General features: G+C 41.3%; 18 protein-coding genes. 8 read left to right on the top strand and 10 right to left on the bottom strand.

Going from position 1 to position 22,743, the window contains the following annotated elements:
• Positions 1-45: 45 nt before the first annotated feature.
• The 6 genes from gltA to OSQ85_RS09120 form a co-directional block, all read right to left on the bottom strand.
• Positions 46-1,533 carry an NADPH-dependent glutamate synthase gene (gene gltA, locus OSQ85_RS09145; RefSeq protein ID WP_265822599.1) on the bottom strand — a complete coding sequence of 496 codons (1,488 nt, stop codon included), beginning with the start codon at positions 1,531-1,533 and terminating at the stop codon, positions 46-48.
• 3 nt (positions 1,534-1,536) lie between these two features.
• A complete protein-coding gene (locus tag OSQ85_RS09140) occupies positions 1,537-2,385 on the bottom strand; it encodes a sulfide/dihydroorotate dehydrogenase-like FAD/NAD-binding protein (protein WP_265822598.1) in 849 nt (282 codons plus the stop codon).
• A gap of 322 nt (positions 2,386-2,707) precedes the next feature.
• Positions 2,708-3,427 carry an energy transducer TonB gene (locus tag OSQ85_RS09135; RefSeq protein ID WP_265822597.1) on the bottom strand — a complete coding sequence of 240 codons (720 nt, stop codon included), beginning with the start codon at positions 3,425-3,427 and terminating at the stop codon, positions 2,708-2,710.
• Position 3,428: 1 nt separating this feature from the next.
• Complete coding sequence (locus OSQ85_RS09130) at positions 3,429-3,806, bottom strand: ExbD/TolR family protein (RefSeq protein WP_265822595.1); 378 nt, start codon at positions 3,804-3,806, stop codon at positions 3,429-3,431.
• Positions 3,787-4,221 carry a TonB-system energizer ExbB gene (exbB, locus tag OSQ85_RS09125; RefSeq protein WP_265822594.1) on the bottom strand — a complete coding sequence of 145 codons (435 nt, stop codon included), beginning with the start codon at positions 4,219-4,221 and terminating at the stop codon, positions 3,787-3,789. The genes OSQ85_RS09130 and exbB overlap by 20 nt, the downstream gene beginning before the upstream one ends.
• Positions 4,218-4,355, bottom strand: a complete 138-nt coding sequence (locus OSQ85_RS09120) for a hypothetical protein (protein WP_265822593.1) — start codon at positions 4,353-4,355, stop codon at positions 4,218-4,220. The genes exbB and OSQ85_RS09120 overlap by 4 nt, the downstream gene beginning before the upstream one ends.
• Before the next feature lie 566 nt (positions 4,356-4,921).
• On the opposite strand from OSQ85_RS09120, the gene OSQ85_RS09115 reads away from it, so the two are divergent.
• The 8 genes from OSQ85_RS09115 to OSQ85_RS09080 all read left to right on the top strand — a co-directional run bounded on the left by OSQ85_RS09115 (position 4,922) and on the right by OSQ85_RS09080 (position 17,406).
• On the top strand, positions 4,922-5,995 hold the full coding sequence (locus OSQ85_RS09115) for a tyrosine-type recombinase/integrase (protein ID WP_265822592.1): 1,074 nt from the start codon (positions 4,922-4,924) through the stop codon (positions 5,993-5,995).
• Between the two features lie 260 nt (positions 5,996-6,255).
• A complete protein-coding gene (locus OSQ85_RS09110) occupies positions 6,256-9,282 on the top strand; it encodes a TrlF family AAA-like ATPase (protein ID WP_265822591.1) in 3,027 nt (1,008 codons plus the stop codon).
• A gap of 130 nt (positions 9,283-9,412) precedes the next feature.
• Positions 9,413-10,072 carry a hypothetical protein gene (locus OSQ85_RS09105; protein ID WP_265822590.1) on the top strand — a complete coding sequence of 220 codons (660 nt, stop codon included), beginning with the start codon at positions 9,413-9,415 and terminating at the stop codon, positions 10,070-10,072.
• Entirely contained in the window at positions 10,062-11,600 is a 1,539-nt protein-coding gene (locus tag OSQ85_RS09100; RefSeq protein ID WP_265822589.1) for an Eco57I restriction-modification methylase domain-containing protein, read from the top strand. The genes OSQ85_RS09105 and OSQ85_RS09100 overlap by 11 nt, the downstream gene beginning before the upstream one ends.
• Positions 11,593-14,325, top strand: coding sequence for a DEAD/DEAH box helicase (locus OSQ85_RS09095; RefSeq protein WP_265822588.1), 2,733 nt, complete (start codon positions 11,593-11,595; stop codon positions 14,323-14,325). The genes OSQ85_RS09100 and OSQ85_RS09095 overlap by 8 nt, the downstream gene beginning before the upstream one ends.
• Before the next feature lie 60 nt (positions 14,326-14,385).
• Entirely contained in the window at positions 14,386-15,480 is a 1,095-nt protein-coding gene (locus OSQ85_RS09090; protein WP_265822587.1) for a DUF4917 family protein, read from the top strand.
• Complete coding sequence (locus OSQ85_RS09085; RefSeq protein ID WP_265822586.1) at positions 15,470-16,495, top strand: virulence RhuM family protein; 1,026 nt, start codon at positions 15,470-15,472, stop codon at positions 16,493-16,495. Before OSQ85_RS09090 ends, OSQ85_RS09085 begins: the two co-directional genes overlap by 11 nt.
• Positions 16,495-17,406, top strand: coding sequence for a restriction endonuclease (locus OSQ85_RS09080; protein ID WP_265822585.1), 912 nt, complete (start codon positions 16,495-16,497; stop codon positions 17,404-17,406). Before OSQ85_RS09085 ends, OSQ85_RS09080 begins: the two co-directional genes overlap by 1 nt.
• Positions 17,407-17,472: 66 nt before the next feature.
• Here the strand turns inward: OSQ85_RS09080 and OSQ85_RS09075 are convergent, their stop codons facing one another.
• The 4 genes from OSQ85_RS09075 to OSQ85_RS09060 all read right to left on the bottom strand — a co-directional run bounded on the left by OSQ85_RS09075 (position 17,473) and on the right by OSQ85_RS09060 (position 22,700).
• Positions 17,473-19,254 (bottom strand): type IV secretion system DNA-binding domain-containing protein, encoded by a 1,782-nt coding sequence (locus OSQ85_RS09075; protein WP_265822584.1) that lies wholly within the window; start codon positions 19,252-19,254, stop codon positions 17,473-17,475.
• Positions 19,255-19,263: 9 nt separating this feature from the next.
• Positions 19,264-19,641, bottom strand: coding sequence for a hypothetical protein (locus OSQ85_RS09070; protein ID WP_265822582.1), 378 nt, complete (start codon positions 19,639-19,641; stop codon positions 19,264-19,266).
• Between the two features lie 189 nt (positions 19,642-19,830).
• A complete protein-coding gene (mobF, locus tag OSQ85_RS09065) occupies positions 19,831-22,518 on the bottom strand; it encodes a MobF family relaxase (RefSeq protein ID WP_265822581.1) in 2,688 nt (895 codons plus the stop codon).
• Entirely contained in the window at positions 22,515-22,700 is a 186-nt protein-coding gene (locus OSQ85_RS09060) for a helix-turn-helix domain-containing protein (RefSeq protein ID WP_265822580.1), read from the bottom strand. Before OSQ85_RS09060 ends, mobF begins: the two co-directional genes overlap by 4 nt.
• Positions 22,701-22,743 lie beyond the last annotated feature (43 nt).

Genomic DNA, 22,743 nt, shown 5'->3' with positions numbered 1-22,743 from the left:
AGCAGGAGCCCCCCGCCAACGCTGAAACCGGCAGGGGGTGTATGACTATTCTTCTGCAAGAAGCCTGTTTATCGAGGCGGCAGCGCGCCTCCCTTCACCCATGGCAAGAATTACCGTAGCTGCACCGAGAACTATATCTCCGCCTGCGTAAACTCTCTCCATGGATGTTTTGCCGTCTTCATCCACAGTGATGTTGCCCCACCTGTTTATCCCTATCTCCGGCGCAGTCTGGCTTATCAGCGGGTTAGATGAGTTGCCGAGAGCCATTATCACGGAATCCATCTCAAGGATGAACTCGCTTCCCTTAACCGCGACAGGTTTTCTTCTGCCGGAATCATCCGGCTCGCCAAGTTCATATCTAAGGCACTCAACGGCTTTTACCTTCCCTGTTTCATCGCCGATGATACGGACGGGGCTGGAAAGGAAATTGAATATTATTCCTTCTTCCTTGGCGTGTGCTACCTCTTCGCGGCGGGCCGGCATCTCTTTTTCGGTACGCCTGTAGATTACATAAACCTCTTCCGCACCGACACGCAGCGCCATCCTCGCAGCGTCCATAGCCACGTTGCCGCCGCCGATGACCGCTGTCCGTTTTCCGGTGAAAATAGGCGTGTCCGCCTTGTCCGGGTTGTACGCCTTCATTAGGTTTGCCCTTGTGAGAAACTCGTTTGCTGAGGAGACCCCCACAAGGTTTTCACCTTCTATGTTCATGAAATTGGGCAGGCCTGCGCCTGTTCCTATGAACAGGGCATCAAAACCGTCCTTCTCTATTAAATCCTTAACCTTTCTTGTTCTGCCCACAAGGAAGTTCTTTTTGATCTGAACACCCATGGAGAGAAGGTTATCTATCTCTTTATCAAGTATTTCCTTCGGCAGACGGAACTCAGGTATGCCGTATATCATAACGCCGCCCAGCTTGTGGAAGGCCTCAAAAAGCACCACCTCGTGCCCTGCCTTGCGAACGTCCGCCGCCGCTGTCAGTCCTGCGGGGCCTGAGCCGACTATGCCTACCTTTTTCCCTGTGGGCGGGGCTATCTCAGGAACGGACATTTTTCCCTTTGCCCTTTCCCAGTCCGCAACGAAGCGCTCAATGCGGCCGATTGCCACAGATTTATCAAGATCCTTCAGGGATTTTCCCACGGTGCATTCTGCCATGCACTGTGTTTCCTGCGGGCAGACCCTTCCGCATATGGCGGGCAGCATGCTGGACTGTTTTATGATGTTTACCGATTTCTGGTAGTCCCCTTCCGCTGCTGCTTTGATAAAGCCGGGAATATCTATCGCAACGGGGCAGCCTTTTATACAGGGGGCGTTTTTGCATTGCAGACAGCGCTCTGCCTCAAGCTTTACCTGCTCCTCAAAATAACCAAGCGCCACTTCCTGAATGTTCTTCGCGCGGGCTTTTGGCTCCTGAGCAGGCATCTCCTGCATGGGGATTTTCAGCCTGTCCTTCGGTTTAAGGCTTGTGAAATCTATCTCATTAATGAGGCTTTCGGCCTCTTTCCTTAATTCATCAGCGGGAATGTACGACATCTGTCACCTCTGGAGTTCGTCTATGGCAGCCTGAAGGCGGCATTCATGGTTAGCATCCTGCTCCTGCGGCTTGTAGGAGCGCAGACGCAGCATCATATTGTCAAAGTCCACCAGATGGGCGTCAAATTCGGGTCCGTCAACACAGACGAACTTGGTTTCATTGCCGACAGTTACCCTGCACCCGCCGCACATGCCTGTTCCGTCAACCATGATTGTATTGAGGGATGCGTATGTGAGCACGCCGAAGGGGCGGGTGGTCTCGGCGCAGAATTTCATCATGATCGCAGGGCCTATCGCCACGGCAAGGTCAACACCGCCTTTTTCGCATATCTCCCTGAGAGGCTCGGTCACAAGACACTTGCGGCCGTATGATCCGTCATCCGTACAGACTATCAGCTCATCGGCTATGGCGCGCATCTCGTCTTCAAGGATGAGGAGATCTTTATTCCGTGCGCCGATTATGGTGATCACCCTGTTCCCCGCTTTTTTCATCGCCTGAGCTATGGGGTGAAGCGGCGCAACGCCTATTCCGCCGCCGACACAGACAACCGTGCCCGCCTTTTCTATGTGCGTCGGTTTGCCCAGAGGCCCCAGCAGGTTTTCAACATGGTCTCCGACATTCTTCTGAGCAAGCTTGAGAGTGGACTTGCCGACAATCTGAAATATTATGGTAATGCTGCCTTCTTCCGCATCAGCGTCAGCTATGGTGAGGGGAATGCGCTCACTGAAATCGGAATCGACCTGCACTATTATAAACTGACCCGCCTGTCTCTCGGAGGCTATTTCCGGTGCGAGAAGCTTCATCTGCACCACATCCCTTGAGAGCAGCTTTTTATCTAAAATTTTACTCATCAGTCACCCCGGTTATTATTCACTATCAAATTTAGTGCTTTTTTCCCTGTAATTTCAACATGTTTATTTGTTTCAGGCTCCTGCTGGGATGGTATCGTGTTTTATTTGTGCTATAGTGATTATTACGACAATTTATAATGACGATCCATTCATTTTTTCTGTCAAAAACTGCTTTAATTTCATGGCATAAATCTGTGATGTTTATTTGCTTACAATAACAGTGTTTTGAAAGATTATGGTTTGTGATTAAGTCAACAATAAAAATATTTAGCTGCCAGTCCCGATTCCGGGCAACCGGAGCGAAGTCAGGGCTCAGGTTTTGCTATTTCAGCCCGAAAACAAGGGGGACTATGATATTAGCCTCAACAGGCGGAGGAGGGTAGGGCACAGCAGCGCGGACGGCAGCCAGAGCAGATTCATCCAGTGCTTTGAAGCCGCATGAGCTGCTGACTGTCAGGTTTTCGATATGGCCGCTCTTTTTGATGATAAAAGATACATCAACCCGGCCTTCCCAGCCGTTTTTACGGGCAATCACGGGGTATTTCAGGTTGGAGCGGATGGAAGCCAGAATGTATCTGAAATGCTCGGTTTTGTATGTTTCAGCCAGTTCCTCCGCTGAATGTGAGTGTTTTGCGGCATATTTCCCTGTGTTCTCCGCTGATGCGCCTGACGGTGCAGGGTCGGCGGATGCATCTGCCGTTCCGGTAGTTTCCTCGGAAAGAGCCGGTGCGGACTGTTCAGCGGCGTGGGGCGCTGTTTCAGGTGAGGCGAGGGCGGCTTTCAGTTTTATTGTCTCAGTCTTTGATGTTTCCCTCTTAACAGGCTGAGGCCTGCTCACCGGAGGCTTAGGAGTCTCCGGCTGAACAGTGGGAGCGGCAGGCGGTTCAGGCTTCGCTGTTTTCAGTATTGAGGTGGATATAATTATATTTTCTGTCTGCTTATTTTCGGTTTCCGCTTTAAAAAGCTGACTCTGTGAAAGGAACAGTATCGCAGATATAAGAACGCCGTGCAGAACAGCAGATTCCAGAACAGAACGAAGCATCTCAGTTCTCAAGCTCCGTCTGGAGGCTTATTTTTTCAAAACCCTGCTCTTTCAGCATGCTCATAAGCACGGCAAAGGGCTGGATCTGTGATTCCTTATCCGCGCGTACGGTTATTACCGTGTTTTTGTCAATTGCAGCAAGCAGATCTCTAAGCTCATCCGCTGTGGCTCTCTGCCCTGCGAACAGGTAAAAGCCGTCTTTTGTGACATCAACAGCGGGAGTTTCCCTGAAAGGCTCAGCGTGGTTCACTTCCGGCAGCTTCACAGGGATAACGCCTGTTTTAATGAAGGTGGCCGTTGCAAGAACTATGGTGAGCAGAACCAGCATGATGTCTATAAACGGAACAACATTTATGGAGTCAAAGCTTTTCTCCCGCAAGGGACGCCTCCTTCATTAGTATGAGTTCGTTTACCTTTCTGTGGAGCATGTTGTACAGCACAATGGCGGGAATAGCCGTTAACAGACCCGCTGCGGTGGCCTTAAGCGCCAGTGCAAGGCCTGTCATTATGGCTGTCACATCGGCAGAGCCTGTGAGCCCCATGGCGTAAAATGTCTGCATTATGCCGAGAACCGTTCCGAGAAGCCCGACATAAGGCGCATTGCTCCCGATGGTTGCCACTATGTACAGCCGTCTGGTGAGTACTGCCTCATATTCCTGCACTGTTTTGTAGTCCTCCGGCCTGATCCCCGCAAAGAAGCGGAAGCGCTCTATGGACACCGCAACCGCAGCAACGCTCATAAGCCCAAGAATCCCGATAATGCCGTAATCTATAAGCTGTGTGAGATGATTCATGATTTACCCACCTGTTGGAGAGGCTGTCTCCTCATTCTGTGCGGAAGCACGAATTTTGCTGCCTCAAGTATATCCTCATCCGAAACTGTTTTTCTGCCGTTCCATGCGGCTAAGGTTTTCGCTGTTTTCAGCATTATAATATCCGCCCCAGAAATCAGGCTCAACGGAGATCGCATCACCCGCATATCATTTCAAAACCGTCGCTGTTGAGAACAACGATTTTCATTGAATCAGCCTGAACCCTTCCCTCTGTGAGAAACAAAACAATAACTAATACTAATAGTTTAACTGATCTGTCGAATATCGCTGTGTTACAGTTAATAAACTCCATACCATGTCACGTTATTAATTTTTCGTGACACTAACATTGTAGAAAACAATGTGCAAGAGTTTTCGTCACACGTATTTAATACGTTGTGTTACCGATGGGGAGGTTCGCCTTATAAGCTTGTATGAAGATAATAAAGAGTGCCGAAAGGGGGACTCGAACCCCCACGGTGTTGCCACCGGCGGATTTTGAGTCCGTTTTAACGGTTTTTTGCCTATTTATATGCTTTTTTGAATATTTTGATTTATTTTTTATTATTAAATATTTATCCTGATTTTTACAAAAATATTTTTCTTGATTTTTTCGCCTTTTTTGGTGTATTTTGGGGGGTAATGTTAGAAAAAACGTTAGAAAAAAACAGGTGTTAAGTCTATGGCTCTCATGGTTAAATGCTCCGCATGTCATAAAAAAGTCTCCGTGAAAAACTCTGTATGCAAATGCGGCAATGATCTGAGAGAAGATAAAAATAAGCTCTATTATATTGTCTATGTGCTTAATGGTAAACATGTTTGGGAAGCGGCGGGTCATAGTTACAAGCTCGCTAAAGAGCTTGAGCTTAAAAAACGTGTAGATGTGATTGATAAAAAGATCGGCATAGTCAACAGACAGCTCAAAAATATGTCTTTTGCAGAGTTTATAGATAATCATTTTTCCCCTCATTACATGATGAAAAATAAGTCTTTTGAGAAGGAAAAGCGGCGTTTCAAGATCGTCAGGGAATATCTCGGCAGCATACCGATTAAAAATCTCAGTGAGTTTGACATAGACCAGTTTTTCAAATACCTGTTTGCTGAAAGGAAAATCTCTAAAAGCACTATTAACAGGTATATTGCAACGGTTAAGCGGATGTTGAATTATGCTGTGGAGCTTAATATCATTGCGGTGAATCCGGCAAAACATCTGAGGCAGATGTTTGTCGATAACATCAGGGTGAAGTGCCTCACTGAAGAGCAGATTGAGAAGCTTTTGGAAGCATCAAAAGAGAACCGTAATAAAAAGCTCTATTACATTATCCAGATTGCCCTGCGGACAGGAATGAGGCTTTCTGAGATACTGTCTCTGAAGGCTTCAGATATTCATCTCACCGAAAGATACATTTTTGTGAATCAGACAAACACCAAAAACAGCAAGCAGAGGCATATCCCAATAAACGACACTCTGTATGATTGCTTTATTGAATTTTTTAATAAATATAATCTTCAGGATGATGAGGATTTATTTGAAATGAAAAGCATCAAGGAAGCGTACAGTTCTACACTTGAAAAATCTGGAATTGAAAATTTCACTTTCCATGATTTAAGGCACACCTTCGCAAGCAGGCTTGTCTTAAACAGTGTTGACCTCTATACTGTGTCAGAACTTCTCGGTCACAGTGATTTGAGTGTTACAAGGCGATATGCCCACCTGAATCAGCCGCACCTTCGGGAAGCCGTGGCGAAGGTATAAACAATTATAGAGTTAACTCATATTTAGGATCCCCGATGAGATTGACAGCTGACAGTGAAATCAGAAATATTGGTCGAAGATAGAATTTATAGATTTTTGCTAAACATTTCTGAAAGTAGCCATGTTGCAATATATCACATTTAAATGATTATTGAAGCATATGTGGCAATATGCTAAAAATATAAGAAGTGTGAATATGTTGTTTTTTATCAATTGTGGGTTTTTTATAGAAAATTGATTAAATGTTTTCCGAGGGACTTATGAACAATTTTAGCAGAGGTTCAGAATGGCGTAAGTGGGATTTACATATTCATACGCCTAAATCAATATGCCACCATTATGGTGGTGACACTGATGACGTTTGGGAGAAATTTATTAGTGATTTGGAGAAACTTCCTTCTGAATTCGCTGTTTTAGGCATTAATGATTATCTATTTCTTGATGGGTATGAAAGATTAACAAACGAACAAAAAAATAATAATAGATTAAAAGGAAGAAAGTTACTTCCTGTTTTAGAGTTTAGAATTGAAAAATTTGCAGGTGTACAATTTGAAAACCTTAAGCGAATTAATTTGCATGTTATTTTTTCAGATGAGCTAAGTTTAGAAACTATAAAAAGTCATTTTCTTAATACACTTGAGCAAAGTTATAAGTTGGATTCAGGCAGGAGTTGGACAAGAGCAATAACAAGGGAAAGTGTTGCTGAACTGGGCAAAGAAATAAAATCTACTGTTCCCGCAGGAGAATTACAAAAGTATAAGACTGACATTGTAGAAGGTTTTAATAATCTCAGTCTTGATGAAAAAAGGATTTTCGATTCGCTAAAAAAAGACTGCTTTAATAATAAGTATTTGATTGCAATAGGTAAAACAGAGTGGGATTCGTTAAAATGGACGGATTCTTCTATTTCAACCAAAAAAACTATTATTAATAGTGCAGATTTAATTTTTACATCTTCTGATTCTATTGAAATATTTAAAAATGCAAAAGCAAAACTGATTGAGAATGGTGTTAAGTCCGACTTGCTTGATTGCAGTGATGCACATCATTTTTCTTATTCCAGTGATAAAGATAGGATTGGCAATTGTTTTACATGGATTAAGGCAGATCCCACATTTGATGGACTTAGACAGGCTCTTAACGAATTTAATGACAGAGTCTTTATTGGTGAGATTCCAGAGTTGTTTTTAAGAATAAATCACAAACGTACAAAATACATTAAAAATATTAAAATTAATTCTGTCGAAACATATTCAGATAAGCAAGGACAGTGGTTTAAAAACATAGATATTCCTATAAATAGCGAGCTTGTGTCTATAATTGGAAATAAAGGCAGTGGTAAAAGCGCATTGGCAGATATAATCGCATTATGTGGGAATTACAAAGATCATGATTCGTTCTCGTTTTTACATAAAGAGCGATTTAAAAAAGAAAAGTTAGCTGAAAATTTTAGAGCAACTTTACTATGGGAAAGCGAGGACAGACTTACAAAAAATTTGCAAGAGACTAATTCAAATACTGAAGTTGAAATAGTTAAATACATTCCTCAAAAAAAGTTTGAGAATTTAACTAATGAAATAAAAAGTGTTGAGGCATTTCAGAAGGAAATTGAAAAAGTGGTGTTTGCGCATTTTGATGATTCTGAAAAAATGAAACTTGAAACTTTTCAAGATTATATTGATTCACATAAAAAAACTATTGAACTTGAAATAGATATGTTAGTGGGTGAGCTGAAAAAGATTAATGACAGAGTTATTTCATTAGAGAACATGCAAACAAAAGAATACAGAGCTGGAATAGAGAAAAGGCTTGAATTAAAGCAAAAAGATTATGATGCTTTAATTCCTCCTGTAGCAGTTATCGATCCAAATAGTGACCCAGCAAAAAAAATAGTCAATGGTGCAAAGCTCAGAGAAATTGATGATTTAGCTCATAGTATTGAACTGCTTGAACAAAATCTTTCCAATATCCGTTTAGAAAAAAATAACCATTTGGTTGATATTCAGCAGCTTGGTAATTTTAAGAAAGAAGTTGAAATTAAAGTTCAAGAGCTTGATAAGTTACTTGAAAATAAAAAGGATATTCTTGAATCATTTGATTTAAATATTTCAGAGATAGTGTCACTGAATATTGATTATAGCAAACTGGACACAATAATGACTGTGAAAAAATTGCTGATTTCCAATATTGATAAACAGCTTTCCGTTAATGAAGGAGATAGCTCCATTGCGAATCAAATAATCATTCAAAAGAATGAACTCCAAAATATAAGAGCAGCGTTAAATTCAGAACAAATACAATACCAAAATTACTTAATTCAGAAAAAAGAGTGGGAAGACAATAGAAAACTCATTATGGGCGACAATGAGACACCTGATACAATTATGTATTTAAAAGACACAATTTCATATCTTGATGAAAAACTTGCAAATGAATTAAAGGAGGAGTTTAAGAAGAGGATATTAAAAACAAGAGAAATTTTTAAGAATAAAAACGAAATTATAAAACTATATAAGAAGATAAAAGAAAAAGTGGATACCGTTATTGAAGAAAACCGAGATGTGTTGCAAAGCTATGGTATTAATATTGATGCTTCTTTCGTTCCCCAAAATACTTTTCAAAGTAAATTTTTTAGCTTTATTAATCAAAAACGTGCCGGTACATTTTATACTGTTGAAGGATCAATAGAAAATCTTAATACACTTTGCGACGAGATTGATTTTAACAATGAAAATTCAATTATTCTTTTTCTTGAAAATATAATAAAAGCTTTTAACGTGGATTTGAAGAAGGATGTAGAACATTTTATCGGAGATCAAGTAAACGATAGGGCAGGATTGTATAAATACTTATTTAGCTTAGATTTTTTAGATTATAATTACCAGTTGAAACAAGGTGGCAAGCAGCTTCAGCAACTTTCTCCTGGTGAGCGTGGCGCATTATTATTGGTATTTTATTTACTCCTTGATAAGAGTGATATTCCTCTCATGATAGACCAACCAGAAGATAATCTTGATAATCAAAGTGTAGCAAAAGTATTAGTACCTTTTATAAAAAAAGCAAAGAAGAAACGGCAAATTATAATGGTTACACACAATCCTAATCTTGCTGTAGTTGCTGATTCAGAGCAAGTTATTTATGTGAACATTGAAAAAGAAAATAATAATAAATTTGCTGTCATCTCAGGAAGTATTGAAAATAAAGAAATTAATGAAAAGATTGTTCAAGTACTAGAAGGCACGATGCCAGCATTTAATAAAAGAAAAGAAAAATATTACTATGAATGAGTGGTTGCACGTTAACGACTACTAAATATTCTTTTTCGTAATAAAAAATGAACGTTTTGAAACCGTTAGACAAGAAAACACAATACTGTTATCTTATTTGTAAATATTTTACTTATTTGGTGCATTATTCATGACAAAACAGGTTAAGTCCAAGCAGCGGGTGGCGGATCATGGGGAGGTGTTTACTTCGGAACGTGAGGTAAATGCCATGCTTGATTTGGTGAAGCAGGAAACGGAGCGTATTGACAGCCGTTTTTTAGAGCCTGCCTGCGGTAATGGGAATTTTTTGGCTGAGATTCTGAGGCGAAAGCTGGCTGTCGTCAGGCAGCGTTATGGCAAGAATGCGTCAGATTATGAGAAATTTGCTGTTGTTGCCGTAACAAGCTTATACGGTATCGATCTTCTGCCTGATAATATAGAAGAATGCCGTGAGAGATTATTTAGTATCTTTGATGTTGAATACTCTGCTGTTTGCAAAGGAACTGCAAGTGATGAATGCAGAGAGGCTGTTAAATATATCTTGAAGCATAATATCATCTGCGGTGATGCTCTTACATTGAAAACATTAGAAGATTCACCTATAACCTTTTCTGAATGGTCTCTTGTCTCTGGTTCTCTTATGCAACGCCGTGATTTTTATTTGGATCAGATGCTTGAGGGGCATGAGACACAGATATCTGTTTTCTTGAACGAGTGGGAGTATGACGAGGAAATAAAGGCGTACATCCCCAAGCCGATAAAAGAGTACCCGTTGACTGATTATAAAAAGGTACAGCAGTATGATGAATGAAGTCGGTTATAATCCTGATGTATTAAACTGCTTAGCGAATTTATCGAACGATGAGGTTTTCACTCCGCCTGAGCTTGTTAATAAGATGCTTGATATGCTGCCTGAAAGCATATGGCAGGATAAAAATGCAAGATTTCTTGATCCTGCTTGCAAATCAGGTGTGTTTCTCAGAGAGATAGCGAAAAGGTTGATAGATGGCTTAGAAAAGGATTTCCCTGATCTGCAAAAAAGACTCGATCATATATACCACAACCAGCTCTATGGTATCTCAATTACGGAACTCACATCATTGCTCTCTCGCCGCAGTCTATACTGCTCAAAATATCCTAATAAAAAATATTCTGTTTCAAAATTCAGTGATGAACAGGGGAACGTGCGTTTCAAGCGTATTGAGCATACTTGGGAAAACGGAAAATGTAAGTTTTGCGGAGCATCTCAAAGTGAATATGATCGTGGCAAGGAGCTGGAAACACATGCTTATGAATTTATACATATAAGAAATCCTGAGGAGATATTCAATATGAAGTTTGATGTTATTATCGGGAACCCGCCATATCAGTTGAGTGATGGAGGAGCGCAAGCAAGTGCTATCCCCATCTATCATAAGTTTGTCGAGCAGGCTCAAAAGTTATCCCCTAAGCATTTGGTCATGATTATGCCTTCACGTTGGTTTACTGGTGGACGTGGTTTAGATTCTTTTCGTGCACAAATGTTACATGATGATCGTATAAGAGTATTGAATGATTTCGTTAATGCGTCAGATTGTTTTCCTGGTGTCGAAATCAAAGGAGGCGTATGCTATTTTCTTTGGAGCAGAGATACTCACGGTGATTGTGAAATTTATACTCATCATAATAATATAACGACAAAATCTATACGCCCTCTTTTAGAAGAGGGTATGGAAATGTTTATTAGACATTCAGAGCAAATTTCAATATTCCATAAAGTTAAAACACAAAATGAACAGCCGTTTATTGATATTGTAAGTGCTAATGATCCTTTTGGGTTTGATGTTCGTGAGAAAAATAGTTTTAAAAGAATTAGAGCTCCTTTTGAACTAACCGAATTCTCTGGTAGTGTTCGATATTATTATAACGGCTGGAGAAAAGAAGGTATCGGATATGTTGATAAAAAATACATAAGAAAGGGGCAAGAACTAGTAAATTCATACAAAGTATTTGTGCCACGTGTGTGGGGTACAGGGGATCCGGCAACTGATAGAGTGAATCCTTTTATTGTTGAACCTAATTCTTGTAGTACTGAAACATATCTCGCTATTGGTCCACTAAAATGTCGAGAGGAAGCTGAGAATCTGGTTTCATATATTAATACAAAATTCTTTCATTTCATGATAAGCCTTGTAAAAAATACACAACAAGCAATGCAAAAAGTATATTCCTTTGTTCCCATGCAGGACTTCTCAAAATCGTGGACAGATAAAGAACTCTATGAAAAATACGGATTAACCGCAGAGGAAATTGAGTTTATTGAATCTATGATAAAGCCGATGGAGCTTGATAATGGCTGAAGAGCGTTTTTTTCGGGTTCGTCCTTTCGCTAATCCGACAATTTACGCCTATGAGGATAAATTTCACCCTGACCGTAAAGGTTTGCTGAAAGTCGGCTATACCGAAAAAGGTGCTTCCGAACGTGTAGCACAACAGTATGATGCAACTATTAAGCCCGGTGAAAAGCAATATAGAATAGTTTTTTCAGAATCTGCCATTCGTCCTGACGGTTCAACATTTACTGATCACGATATTCACCGTGTGCTGGCAAGAAAGGGCATTATCCGAATCGAGGGCGAGTGGTTTCGGTGTACTGTTGCTGATGTTCAGGCTGCTTATCTGGCGGTTAAAAACAACGAAGCAAACATAGAAAACCGCACATGCGCCTTCCCCATGCGTCCTGAGCAGGAAGAGGCGGTAAACAGAACCATCAGTTACTTTGAAAAAATGAATAAAGAATATCCTCAAAGTATTCCCAAATTCCTTTGGAATGCAAAAATGCGGTTTGGCAAAACCTTTGCCTCGTATCAGCTTGCCCGCCGAATGAACTTCACTAAAGTGTTAGTTTTGACATTTAAGCCCGCAGTTGAAAGCTCATGGCGGGAAGACCTACTTACTCATATGGATTTTGAGGGCTGGCAGTTCATAAGCCCTAATAACGGAATGAGGTATGAAGACGCAGATATTTCTAAGCCTATCGTTTGCTTTGGCTCTTTTCAGGATTATTTAGGCAGAAATGATTCCGGCGGAATAAAAGTAAAAAATGAATGGGTACATACCACCAACTGGGATTTGGTGATTTTTGATGAATATCACTTCGGCGCATGGCGTGACAGCGTAAAGAAGCTGTTTGAAGAGGATGATGAATCTTATTATGCTCTTGATATAGAAAAATATAAAAAGGAAGAAGCAGACAACGCTTACAATGAAACATTCCTGCCTATAACCACATCATATTACCTATTTCTTTCGGGAACACCCTTTCGAGCCTTGAACTCCGGTGAATTTATAGAAGACCAGATCTACAACTGGACATATAGCGATGAACAGCAGGCAAAGCAGAACTGGGGCGAGAAACCCGATAACCCGTATGCTTCTTTGCCTCAGATGGTTATGTTGACTTATAAATTGCCTGACAGTATCAGAAATATCGCTATGCAAGGCGAATTTAATGAATTTGACCTTAACGAATTCTTTTCCGCCACGGGCAGAGAAGAGATGGCTATATTCAAATACAAGGACTATGTTCAGAAGTGGCTGGATCTTATACGTGGCTCATATTTAGCAACCACTGTAGACGATCTTAAGCTGGGGGCAAAGAAGCCGCCTTTACCATATTCTGATGCCAGACTACTTGGTATTTTGACGCATACATTATGGTTTTTGCCTGATGTTGCTTCATGTTATGCGATGAAGAATCTCTTAGATGAAAAGCAAAACTCCTTTTATCATGATTATAAAGTTATAGTGAGTGCCGGAACAAAGGCAGGAATAGGCGTGAACGCACTAGAACCTGTCCGCCGTGCTATGGGTGACCCGCTTAAAACTAAAACAATAACACTTTCCTGCGGCAAACTCACTACAGGTGTAACTGTTAAGCCGTGGAGCGGTATTCTTATGCTTCGTAATCTTTCCAGTCCTGAAACATATTTTCAGTCTGCGTTCCGTGTTCAAAGCCCGTGGGTGATTGATTCAGAAGATGGGAAAAAAGAAATTTTGAAGCATGTTTGCTATGTTTTTGACTTTGCTCTGGATCGTGCTTTGAGGCAAATATCTGATTATAGTTGCAGATTAAACATCAAAGAGGGGAATCCAGAGAAAAAAGTTGAGGAGTTTATCAGTTTTCTTCCTGTACTCGCCTATGATGGCAGCAGCATGAGAGAGGTTGACGCAGGAGAAATTCTCCAGATTGCAATGTCAGGCACGTCAGCAACTCTGCTTGCCAGACGTTGGGAAAGTGCGTTGCTCGTTAATGTTGATAATGACACTCTGTCCCGCCTGATTGCAAATGATGAAGCTATGAAAGCTCTTATGAAAATTGAGGGATTCAGGAGCTTGAATGCGGATATTGAAACTATTATCAATAAATCGGAAGCGGTTAAGAAAGCCAGAAAAGAAGGCAAAGAGCTTTCTCTAAAAGAAAAGCAGGCTCTGACGGAGGAGGAAAAAGAATATAAGTCCAAACGTAAGCAGATTCAGGAAAAGCTGATAAAATTTGCTACGAGAATTCCAGTCTTTATGTATCTGAGTGATTACAGGGAATATTGCCTGAAGGATGTTATAAGGCAGTTGGAGCCTGAGCTTTTCAGAAAAGTTACAGGGCTTGACCTTGTGGACTTTGAGCTTTTGATCTCCCTCGGTGTGTTCAACTCAGCATTAATGAATGACGCAATTTATAAATTTAAACGATACGAAGACGCAAGCTTGACATACACAGGGATAAATAAACACAAAGATGAAAATGTAGGACTTTTTGATACTGTCATAAGCAACGATGATTATCAAAAACATACTCCTAATATCCAAGTTCAGACAAAAGAACCTGAAGCTGAAAGGCAAGTAGCGAAGATTGACATATCGAAGGTGAGAGTTGGCACAAATGTATCCCACAGCAAATTTGGTAATGGCAGGGTTACTGAACTGTATGGCAATAGAATTACTATCTCTTTTAATTCCGATGGTAAAAAAGCAGAGAAAAAGTTTGTCTTTCCTGAGGCTTTTGAAAAAGGGTTTTTAAAATTGTAAGGATAATGAAAAGTACTCTTGAATAAGTCGAGAATATAAGTAAGTAATTTGGAGAATAAAATGTCAAAGACTGAAACTGGCTTGATGACATTTGAAGAAGCTTTAAAAGCAACAGAAGGGCAAAGGCGCAGCTTATTAATGGGTAATGGCTTTAGCATCGCTTATAGTAGCAAGATTTTTAACTACAGGGCTTTATTTGATTCTGCTGATTTTTCAGAAAGAAAAGAGCTCAAGAAACTTTTTGAAGTAATAAACACCACTGATTTTGAGTTAGTTATCAAAACTCTTCTCGATTCGATAAGTGTTGTTCGTGCGTTCTTTCCCAAAAAAAAAGACGATATAAAAACTTATTCTGATAGTGCAGAATGGCTCAAAAAGCAACTTGTTGAAGTGCTCACAAAGAATCACCCTAATAAATCAGTTTCGGTAGATGATTTAAAATATTCATCTTGTAAATTTTTTTTAGAGCATTTCGTAAGATTTTATACCTTGAACTATGATCTTTTGCTTTATTGGACTTTCATGAAATTTTCTCAAGAACTGAAGCCGCAAGATGGATTTGGTGGTTCTGACGATGATGACTGTGTTTACTGGACAGGTTCTCATGAAAGTAATGTACATTATTTACACGGAGCTTTACATCTTTTTGATGATGGGAGTAGGATAAGAAAGATAACTTTTAATAGAACTGGTATAGCTTTGCGTGACCAAATAGAGCAGTCTCTTCAAAACAATGAATTCCCTATATTTGTTTCTGAAGGCACCAGTGAGCAGAAGTTAGAGAAAATAATACATAATGCCTATCTGCATAAATGTTTGAGAAGCTTAAAGAGCATTTCTCGCACTTTATTTATTTACGGTATGTCCTTTTCCGAAAATGACCAACACGTAATTAATGCGATCTTAGAAAGTAAAGTTACTGATATTTATGTTAGCATATATGGAAATAAAGATGATGAAAACAATAAGAAAATCATTGATAGAGTGTTTTTATTAGAAGAAGAAAGGAATACATACAACTCAAAATGCGGTGGAAGAAGTAAACTTAAGATCAATTTATATGATGCGGCATCAGCACATGTTTGGGATAGACATGATATACTCAAGCGGAGTTCTTGCTTTCAATCTAAGACAAGGAACCCTAATGCCAGATAGAAAGCTAATCCGCAACAGCACAGCAGAATTTTTGATATTCACCGGACAATCAGGCGAACAGAGCATTGAAGCCAGATATGAGGATGAAACAATATGGCTGTCGCAGAAACTGATGGGACAGCTTTTTGATGTGGGGATCAACACCATAAACTATCATCTCAAAGAGATTTTTGAGAGTGGAGAAATCAGCCCTGAAGCAACTGTTCGAAAATTTCGAATAGTTCAAACAGAAGGCAGCAGAAACGTTGCCAGACAAGTTGAATTTTATAACCTTGATGCAATAATCTCTGTCGGCTACAGGGTAAATTCTGTTCGGGCTACGCAGTTCCGCCAATGGGCAACGGGCGTTCTGAAAGAATTTGCCATAAAGGGCTATGTCCTTGATAAAAAACGACTGGAAAACGGCAGCTTTCTGGGGGAAGATTACTTTGAGCGTCTGCTTGAGGAAATCAGGGAAATACGCCTTAGTGAGAGGCGCTTTTACCAGAAAATGACCGATATATACGCAACCAGCGTTGATTACAACAAAGACGCACCCACCACCAAAACCTTTTTCGCAAAGGTGCAGAATAAGCTTCATTACGCAGTGCACGGCAGCACGGCGGCGGAATTAATCATGAACAGGGCAGACAGCACCAAAGAACACATGGGGCTGACCACTTGGGAAAAAGCACCTGACGGAAAAATAGTCAAATCTGATGTATCGACAGCAAAAAACTATCTCACCAAAGACGAACTTCAGTCACTGGGCAGAATCGTGAACGCCTATCTTGACTTGGCAGAGGAAAGAGCGAGGCGCAAAATTCCCATGACAATGGAAGACTGGGCAAAGCGGCTAGATATGTTTTTGGAGTTTGACGACCGTGCAGTCTTGCAGGATTCGGGAAAGATAACCGCTCAGATTGCCAAAGAACACGCCGAAAGTGAATTTGAAAAATACCGCATTATTCAGGATCGCTTATTCGAGAGCGATTTTGACAGGATGCTCAAAAGGATAGAAAACAAGGAGGAGTGATGAGCGTACCATCATATGACAAAATAATGTATCCGCTGTTAAAACTTATTGAAGACAGGCAGGAACATACCGTCAAAGAACTCCTGCCGGAACTCTCCGCATATTTTTCTCTGTCTGAAGCCGACTTGACTCTTACTCTCCCAAGCAATAAAATTCCGATTTTTTACCACAGAGCGCAATGGGCAAAGACATATCTCTCAAAAGCGAAGCTGATTGAAGTTACCAGAAGAGGATACTTCAGGATAACTGACCGAGGCATAAGAACCCTTAAAGAGCAGAAGGGATATATCAGCAAAGAATATCTGATGAAATTTTCTGAGTTTGCCGAATTTGTTTCACCTTCAAAAAAGAATGATGTCCAGGAGATTGGAGAAGATGACGCATCCTTCACACCTTCGGAGCAGTTCCAGAGCGCATATAAGGATTTGAAAAACACACTCATTTCCGACATTCAGGAGCAGATTTCAAAATGTACTCCATCATTCTTTGAGCAGCTTGTTGTTGATGTCCTATTGGGGCTTGGCTACGGCGGCTCTGTGGAAGATGCCGGACGTGCAATCGGACGCTCCGGTGATGAAGGCATAGACGGAATTATCAAGGAAGACATTCTTGGTTTGGACGAAATTTATATTCAGGCAAAAAAATGGGAAGGTAAGGTGGGGAGACCTGAAATCCAGAAGTTTGCCGGAGCATTGCTTGGCAAAAAAGCGCACAAGGGAGTGTTTATAACTACTTCAGAGTTCAGTGCAGAGGCTGTCAGATATGCCGAAAATCTTGAAAGAAAAGTCGTCCTCATTGACGGGCGCAAACTGGCGGAGTTGATGGTAAAGCATAATATAGGTGTATCGGTGAAGGATACATACGAAATCAAAGAAATCGATACGGATTACTTTAACGAAAATATGTTGTGATACTATTTGAATAGAACTGTATTCATAGAGGTTTAGGGCATTTCTGCCCTAAACCGAATGTTTTTGTTAGAATTTCTCTATCTCAACAGCTCCCTTTCCTTCCCGTGCTTTTAGGTTCAATTCGCTCAGAATTTCCCTGCATTCCAGAAAGATGTTGTCCAGAGACAAATCCGGACGCATGAGGAAGCTGGGCTGAAGCTCCATGTATGATTTAGGCTTCAGGCTAGTTACGCTGCCGGAAAAGTTAGGGAAGCGGACAAAGCATTTTAAATCAGGCAGCTGCATTATTTCTGAGGAAATCATCAGCGGCTCTTTGACTCTCTGTTTGTTCAGGGAGAGAGCGTTTCTTTCATCGGCAGATCCGACCGTAAAGCCGGAATATGGAGTTTTATATTCCCTGTCGCCTATTTTCCTGCTGAGGAAATCCGCCGTGTCAGGGTCGTTTACCCCGAAAATGACATTTGTGCTGCAAGCATTGATTATACTGCTTCTCAACTCTTTGCCGTAAATATTGTCTATCTGACCAATATCCTGAATGCCGAGAAACACCGCACCGCCTTTACTTCGTGAGAGATTCAGCAGTTCAATAATCTTCTGCATTTTCTGGAGCGTGCCGAATTCATCAATCATCAGGAAAAGCCTGTTGGCTGTGTTCTCCGGCTGTGCTAGCAGGTTTCTGGCGATAGTGTCTATAAACACAGTCAGAATAGGGCGCAGTGTCTCCTTCAGCTCTGCATAGTTGGATATGAAGAGTATCCCCGAACCGTTTTTTATCCAGTCACCGATGCTGAAACCGTTCTCGCTGTCCTGCATATACTCAAAGATCTTTGAATACAGGTGCAGGGTTGACATAACAGAGCCTGTCTGCTTATTTGCCGGATCAGCGATGTGTATTGCTCCGGCAGTTCCGCCTTTGGTATTTTTGAGAATTTCAGAAAGTTCTTCAGGAGCTTTGCTGATAATCTCCCAAAGAGCGGCATAACTTTTCCTGTTTGTGCTGTAAAGATAGCTGAATGCCCCGTTGAGCACATCTCTGGCGGCAAGATTGAAGAAAGGCTGCGAAGTGTGTGGAAGCTCCGGTATCAGCGATGATGTCATGGATATTATATCCATCGGAGTGTGCATATCAGCAAAAATATTCCAACTGACAGAGCGGCTGTCCAGTGGATTGAACAGCAAATCTTTTTCCGGATCATAAAATCTGCTGACATAATCACCTTTGAAGTCATAGATGACCGCCTTATCGCCTCTGGCTCTTATTTGCTCAATCAGTGCGCTGGTCAGAACAGTTTTGCCAGTACCGGGGCGGCCGACTATGAAGCAATGCTTGTTTTCGGCGGAAACGGGCATGTTGACTTCACCGATTTTCAAATAGCACTTTTCCTTCTTTGTCAGTTTATTAAGCTGTTTTGGCGTGAGTATTTCAGTTCCCCTCCTGAAATCCTCAGCGGAATGCTCATTTGCCTTCTTTTTAAAGAACCATATTGCCGGAAAATAGCCCAGATAAACCAGCAAAGACCTGACAGCAAATGTCTTCAGCATGTTTATATGCTCCGTGCCTATTTCATAGAATATTTCGTAATATCTTGCTGCTGTCACTTTGAGTATTTCACCTTCATGGACAATGTTAAACGGGTATTTGGGAAGAAAATGCGCCCAAAATGCTGATGCCGCCCATTTTGCTAAAATTTTAATTTCTTCCGCATCATATTTCAGCAGAATATATGCGGCTATAAATCCCAGATAAATAGCCGTCAGGGCTAAAAGTATGAACAGCCTCATTCTCAGTGACATTTTCAGGTTATATTTCCAAGCCTCAAACCCTGTATATGTTTTACCATTTGACATAATTATCTCCTAATTCTCAAAGACTGCTTTGATTTCTTTAGCTGCATGAGGGTTTGAACCTGCAAGAAGATATAGAGCCTTTTTCAGCTTATTCATATCTTCCCACTCATTGCGCCCATGCCTGTTCAGCAGAATTGACAAGCCTTTATTGATATTCACCATTTCATCAGTAAGTCTTCTGACGGCGTCATTATCGCCGTTTCCGGCTCCAAGCTCAGACTCAATCTTCTTCATAAATTCAATTAGTCTGGCTTCAAATGCCTTCTGTTTTCCGATGCTTCGGATCAGCTCTCTCATAGCTTCGCTGACGGTCATATTTCTTGACTCAGCAAAGTCTTTCAGAGCAGCAAAATCCTGAAAGGAAATTCTGAAAGTGACATTTTTCATCGTATGTCCTCCGTATTGTTTTTGTTGTGCGTTATTAGTGCATTGTCTGGCCAGACTTTCAGCTTATTAAGCGCATCTTCTGCAATGCATTCCGCATGGCAGAACTCTCTATATAAATCTTTAATGTATCAGCATTTATCCTAACTTCTCAATGCAACATGGTTGCGTGGAGTATCCCCCTTATCCGAGTCAGATTTCCATCTGAGCGGTGTTTTCATGTGCTTGCGATTTGTCGTTATCCAGCATTTTGTGGAGTGAGTGTTCGTTCTCATGAAGCTCCGCACGTTCGGCGAGCTTATCAGCATTGTCGGTGTATATGCGGATGTCGTCTTTGGCTCTGGTCATGGCAACGTAGAAGCCTTCTGTATTAATCATCCTGTCGTTGCCCTCTGTGATGTACTGAACCGTATCGCAGGTCTGCCCCTGCGCCTTATGGACGGTCAGCGCATATCCGTGATCCAAATAGTTGTATGTTTCAGGTTTGAAGCTGATGCTTTCGCAGCTGTCCTTCGTGACGGTGAGTATACCGTTTTCAAAGCTGTCAATGCGGCCTGTCTGACCGTTTTTTACGCCCAGAAGATGGTCATTCTTTTCAAAGACTATTCTGTCTCCGGCGGCGAACTCCTTTGTCTGCTCGCTGAAGGCGGAAATGCTCTGTCCGTGTTCATGCAAATCTATTTCGGCATTGAATCCTTTTGAGTTGGTAAGGCTTAAGGAATTATTTTCATGGTCAATAGATGCAATTTTCCATTCGGAACCGGCTCTGAGGTTTTCTGTTGAAGAATTGATAAAGACAGGCTGTCCTTCCTGATAGCTGTGAGAGCTGAATTTGTCAGTCCTGTTGATATTTAACTGTTCTCTGACATTCAGCTCAAAGTGCTGCGCATCAGGCGGCAATATTTCATTTCTGATTTGTGAGTTAAGAATATCTTTGATCTCGTTTCTGTGGGTGATGAGAAGGGGATATTTGCCTTCCTCAGTGCTTTTTATGTAGTCCTCCGCAGCTTTTTCGATAGCTTTGCTGAAGGAAGCGTCTTCATATATTTTTGAAGCCGATTTCAGAGAGTCGATTACATCCTTTATTCCTTCATCATTCAACCCTTCGGCATATTGCTTAACATATTCAACTGCCTGCTGGGCTATTTCTGTCTTCTGGCGCATATTTTCCGTCATAACAGCGTCTGCGCCGAACCGCTCAACGGCATCTTTAAAAATCTGCCCCGCCTGCACTGGCTGAAGCTGTTTTGTATCGCCGATAAAGACGATCTTAGCATCAGTCGCTTCGGCTAAGTTAATAATGCTGCTGAACTGTTTGGAGCTTATCATGGACGCTTCATCCACAATCAAAAGGGTGTCTTTTGTTGTGATATGCGCATCAGAGTTGTTCAAAAGGCTGTGAAGAGTATGCGCCTTAATTTTGCCTGACGTTTTGGATTCTATTTCGGCAGCGGCTTTTCCTGTGTAACCTGCACCTATTATATTCGTTGATGGCGATTCCTCACGCAGAATGTCAGCAAGCTTTTCCAGAGCAAAGGTTTTTCCCGTTCCTGCATCACCCTGAACGAAAATGAATTGTTTATCTGAAGTGAGAACACTTTTAATCAGGTCATTTTGGCCGCTGGTCAGAGAGCTGTTTCCCAGATATTTATCAATAACGGTTTGACCGGACAGGGGCTGTTGGTGTTGTTGATTTCCCAGCCTGTTCATGATCGTTCTTTCAAGCTCAAGGACTTCCGATGTGGTATATAGTTGGGTTTCAAGACTGATGGATTTCGTGCCGATTCGGGTATTTACTGCTCCGACAGATACAATCACATTTTCAGACTGCATTTTTCTGAATTCTTTGTTAAAGTCATCAATGGTTTTAGTGCCTATATTGAGCTTCAGGTATTCAAGGGCAAGTTGATCTTTGCTGAAAAGCGATTGGGATTCGGTAACCAATACCGCAGCCTTCTCCAAATCAAAATCCTTAAAGTGCTGCTGCTCCTTCCTATTGGTGTGTTCGATTATCAAGTCTTTGGAAACTCTCGATTCCCAGTTTTTATGGAGTTCCTCGGCTGTTACCTGATGATCTTTTGAATCTCTGCTCGCTAGCCTTGCGATGTCCACCAGCTCTTCATGGGAGGCATTGGGGTATTGCTGCTTCAGCGTTTCAAGATTGTCTGTAAGATATTTAGTAACTTCTTCTGAACGTTTGGAAAACTCCTTTATCCATTCATCTTTGTATCCGGCTATTTCAAATGAACCGTTTTTGCGTTCAATGGAGTAGCCTGCCTCCATAAGATAATGTGCCAGATAGTTCTGATAGACCTGATTAATGTTGTTTTGTTGCAGGAATAATGATTCGTTAGTGATTGCCCGCCAGCCGTCATTAGTATGCGTCATATTTGCCACAACAACATGGGTATGCAGCTGCGGGTCGTTTGCTCTTGATGTGGAGTGATGGAAAGCGGCAGCAACTATATTGCCGGATTTCTCGTATGTTGTCTGCCCGTCTTCTGTGGAGCGGTATGTGACAATAGATTCCATATATGTTACCGCTTCTTTTACAGCCTTGTTGTGGGCTTCGGTAACCCCTCTTTCCTGAAGATAGATGCCATGTATAGAAACAGATTTCGGAGCGGAGAAAACAAAATCCATCCCCGCACGGTGCTGGCTGTTTACTCCACGCTGAATAAGCTCTTCTTTGCTCATCGGGTGCAGTCCATGAAGTATATTTGCAAACTCCTGTTTTCTGATTTCGCCGCTTAATTTCAGGATCTTGCTGCTTCTGCCCAGCCATTCTGAGTTGCTTCTTTCATCTTTTGAGAAGATAGGATCGTCCTCATAGTAATAGTTGATTGCATTAGCAACGGATACCGGACGCATGAGGCTCATTGGTGTCTCCTCACATTGACTTTTTTTCCTTCTAACCATTTCTCAAGATCATTAGGATCGAACAGAAGCTTTCCGCCTAGTTTGATATGCGGAATCTGTTGCATGTGCGTCATCTGATAGATTGTTGCCTTTTTGATTTTCAGGAATTCTGCCGTTTCATCGATGTCTAAATATTTTTGCATATTTTTCTCCTTATTTTTCTTGTCTTTATCAGAAATAATTAAT

The organism is Geovibrio ferrireducens (genome assembly GCF_026226615.1).
GTDB classification, from domain to species: Bacteria; Chrysiogenota; Deferribacteres; order Deferribacterales; family Geovibrionaceae; genus Geovibrio; species Geovibrio ferrireducens.
The sequence above is the reverse complement of the archived record's forward strand: the minus strand, read 5'-3'. Positions and strand labels throughout refer to the sequence as shown.

Excerpts from the sequence above, each read along its gene's own strand:
- OSQ85_RS09105 (WP_265822590.1), top strand. The coding sequence starts at position 9,413 with ATGACAAAACAGGTTAAGTCCAAGCAGCGGGTGGCGGATCATGGGGAG.
- OSQ85_RS09135 (WP_265822597.1), bottom strand. The coding sequence starts at position 3,427 with ATGCTTCGTTCTGTTCTGGAATCTGCTGTTCTGCACGGCGTTCTTATA.
- OSQ85_RS09070 (WP_265822582.1), bottom strand. The coding sequence starts at position 19,641 with ATGAAAAATGTCACTTTCAGAATTTCCTTTCAGGATTTTGCTGCTCTG.
- OSQ85_RS09110 (WP_265822591.1), top strand. The coding sequence starts at position 6,256 with ATGAACAATTTTAGCAGAGGTTCAGAATGGCGTAAGTGGGATTTACAT.
- OSQ85_RS09140 (WP_265822598.1), bottom strand. The coding sequence starts at position 2,385 with ATGAGTAAAATTTTAGATAAAAAGCTGCTCTCAAGGGATGTGGTGCAG.
- gltA (WP_265822599.1), bottom strand. The coding sequence starts at position 1,533 with ATGTCGTACATTCCCGCTGATGAATTAAGGAAAGAGGCCGAAAGCCTC.
- OSQ85_RS09075 (WP_265822584.1), bottom strand. The coding sequence starts at position 19,254 with ATGTCAAATGGTAAAACATATACAGGGTTTGAGGCTTGGAAATATAAC.
- mobF (WP_265822581.1), bottom strand. The coding sequence starts at position 22,518 with ATGAGCCTCATGCGTCCGGTATCCGTTGCTAATGCAATCAACTATTAC.
- OSQ85_RS09100 (WP_265822589.1), top strand. The coding sequence starts at position 10,062 with ATGATGAATGAAGTCGGTTATAATCCTGATGTATTAAACTGCTTAGCG.
- OSQ85_RS09085 (WP_265822586.1), top strand. The coding sequence starts at position 15,470 with ATGCCAGATAGAAAGCTAATCCGCAACAGCACAGCAGAATTTTTGATA.
- OSQ85_RS09090 (WP_265822587.1), top strand. The coding sequence starts at position 14,386 with ATGTCAAAGACTGAAACTGGCTTGATGACATTTGAAGAAGCTTTAAAA.
- OSQ85_RS09095 (WP_265822588.1), top strand. The coding sequence starts at position 11,593 with ATGGCTGAAGAGCGTTTTTTTCGGGTTCGTCCTTTCGCTAATCCGACA.
- exbB (WP_265822594.1), bottom strand. The coding sequence starts at position 4,221 with ATGAATCATCTCACACAGCTTATAGATTACGGCATTATCGGGATTCTT.
- OSQ85_RS09060 (WP_265822580.1), bottom strand. The coding sequence starts at position 22,700 with ATGCAAAAATATTTAGACATCGATGAAACGGCAGAATTCCTGAAAATC.
- OSQ85_RS09115 (WP_265822592.1), top strand. The coding sequence starts at position 4,922 with ATGGCTCTCATGGTTAAATGCTCCGCATGTCATAAAAAAGTCTCCGTG.
- OSQ85_RS09120 (WP_265822593.1), bottom strand. The coding sequence starts at position 4,355 with ATGCTGAAAACAGCGAAAACCTTAGCCGCATGGAACGGCAGAAAAACA.
- OSQ85_RS09080 (WP_265822585.1), top strand. The coding sequence starts at position 16,495 with ATGAGCGTACCATCATATGACAAAATAATGTATCCGCTGTTAAAACTT.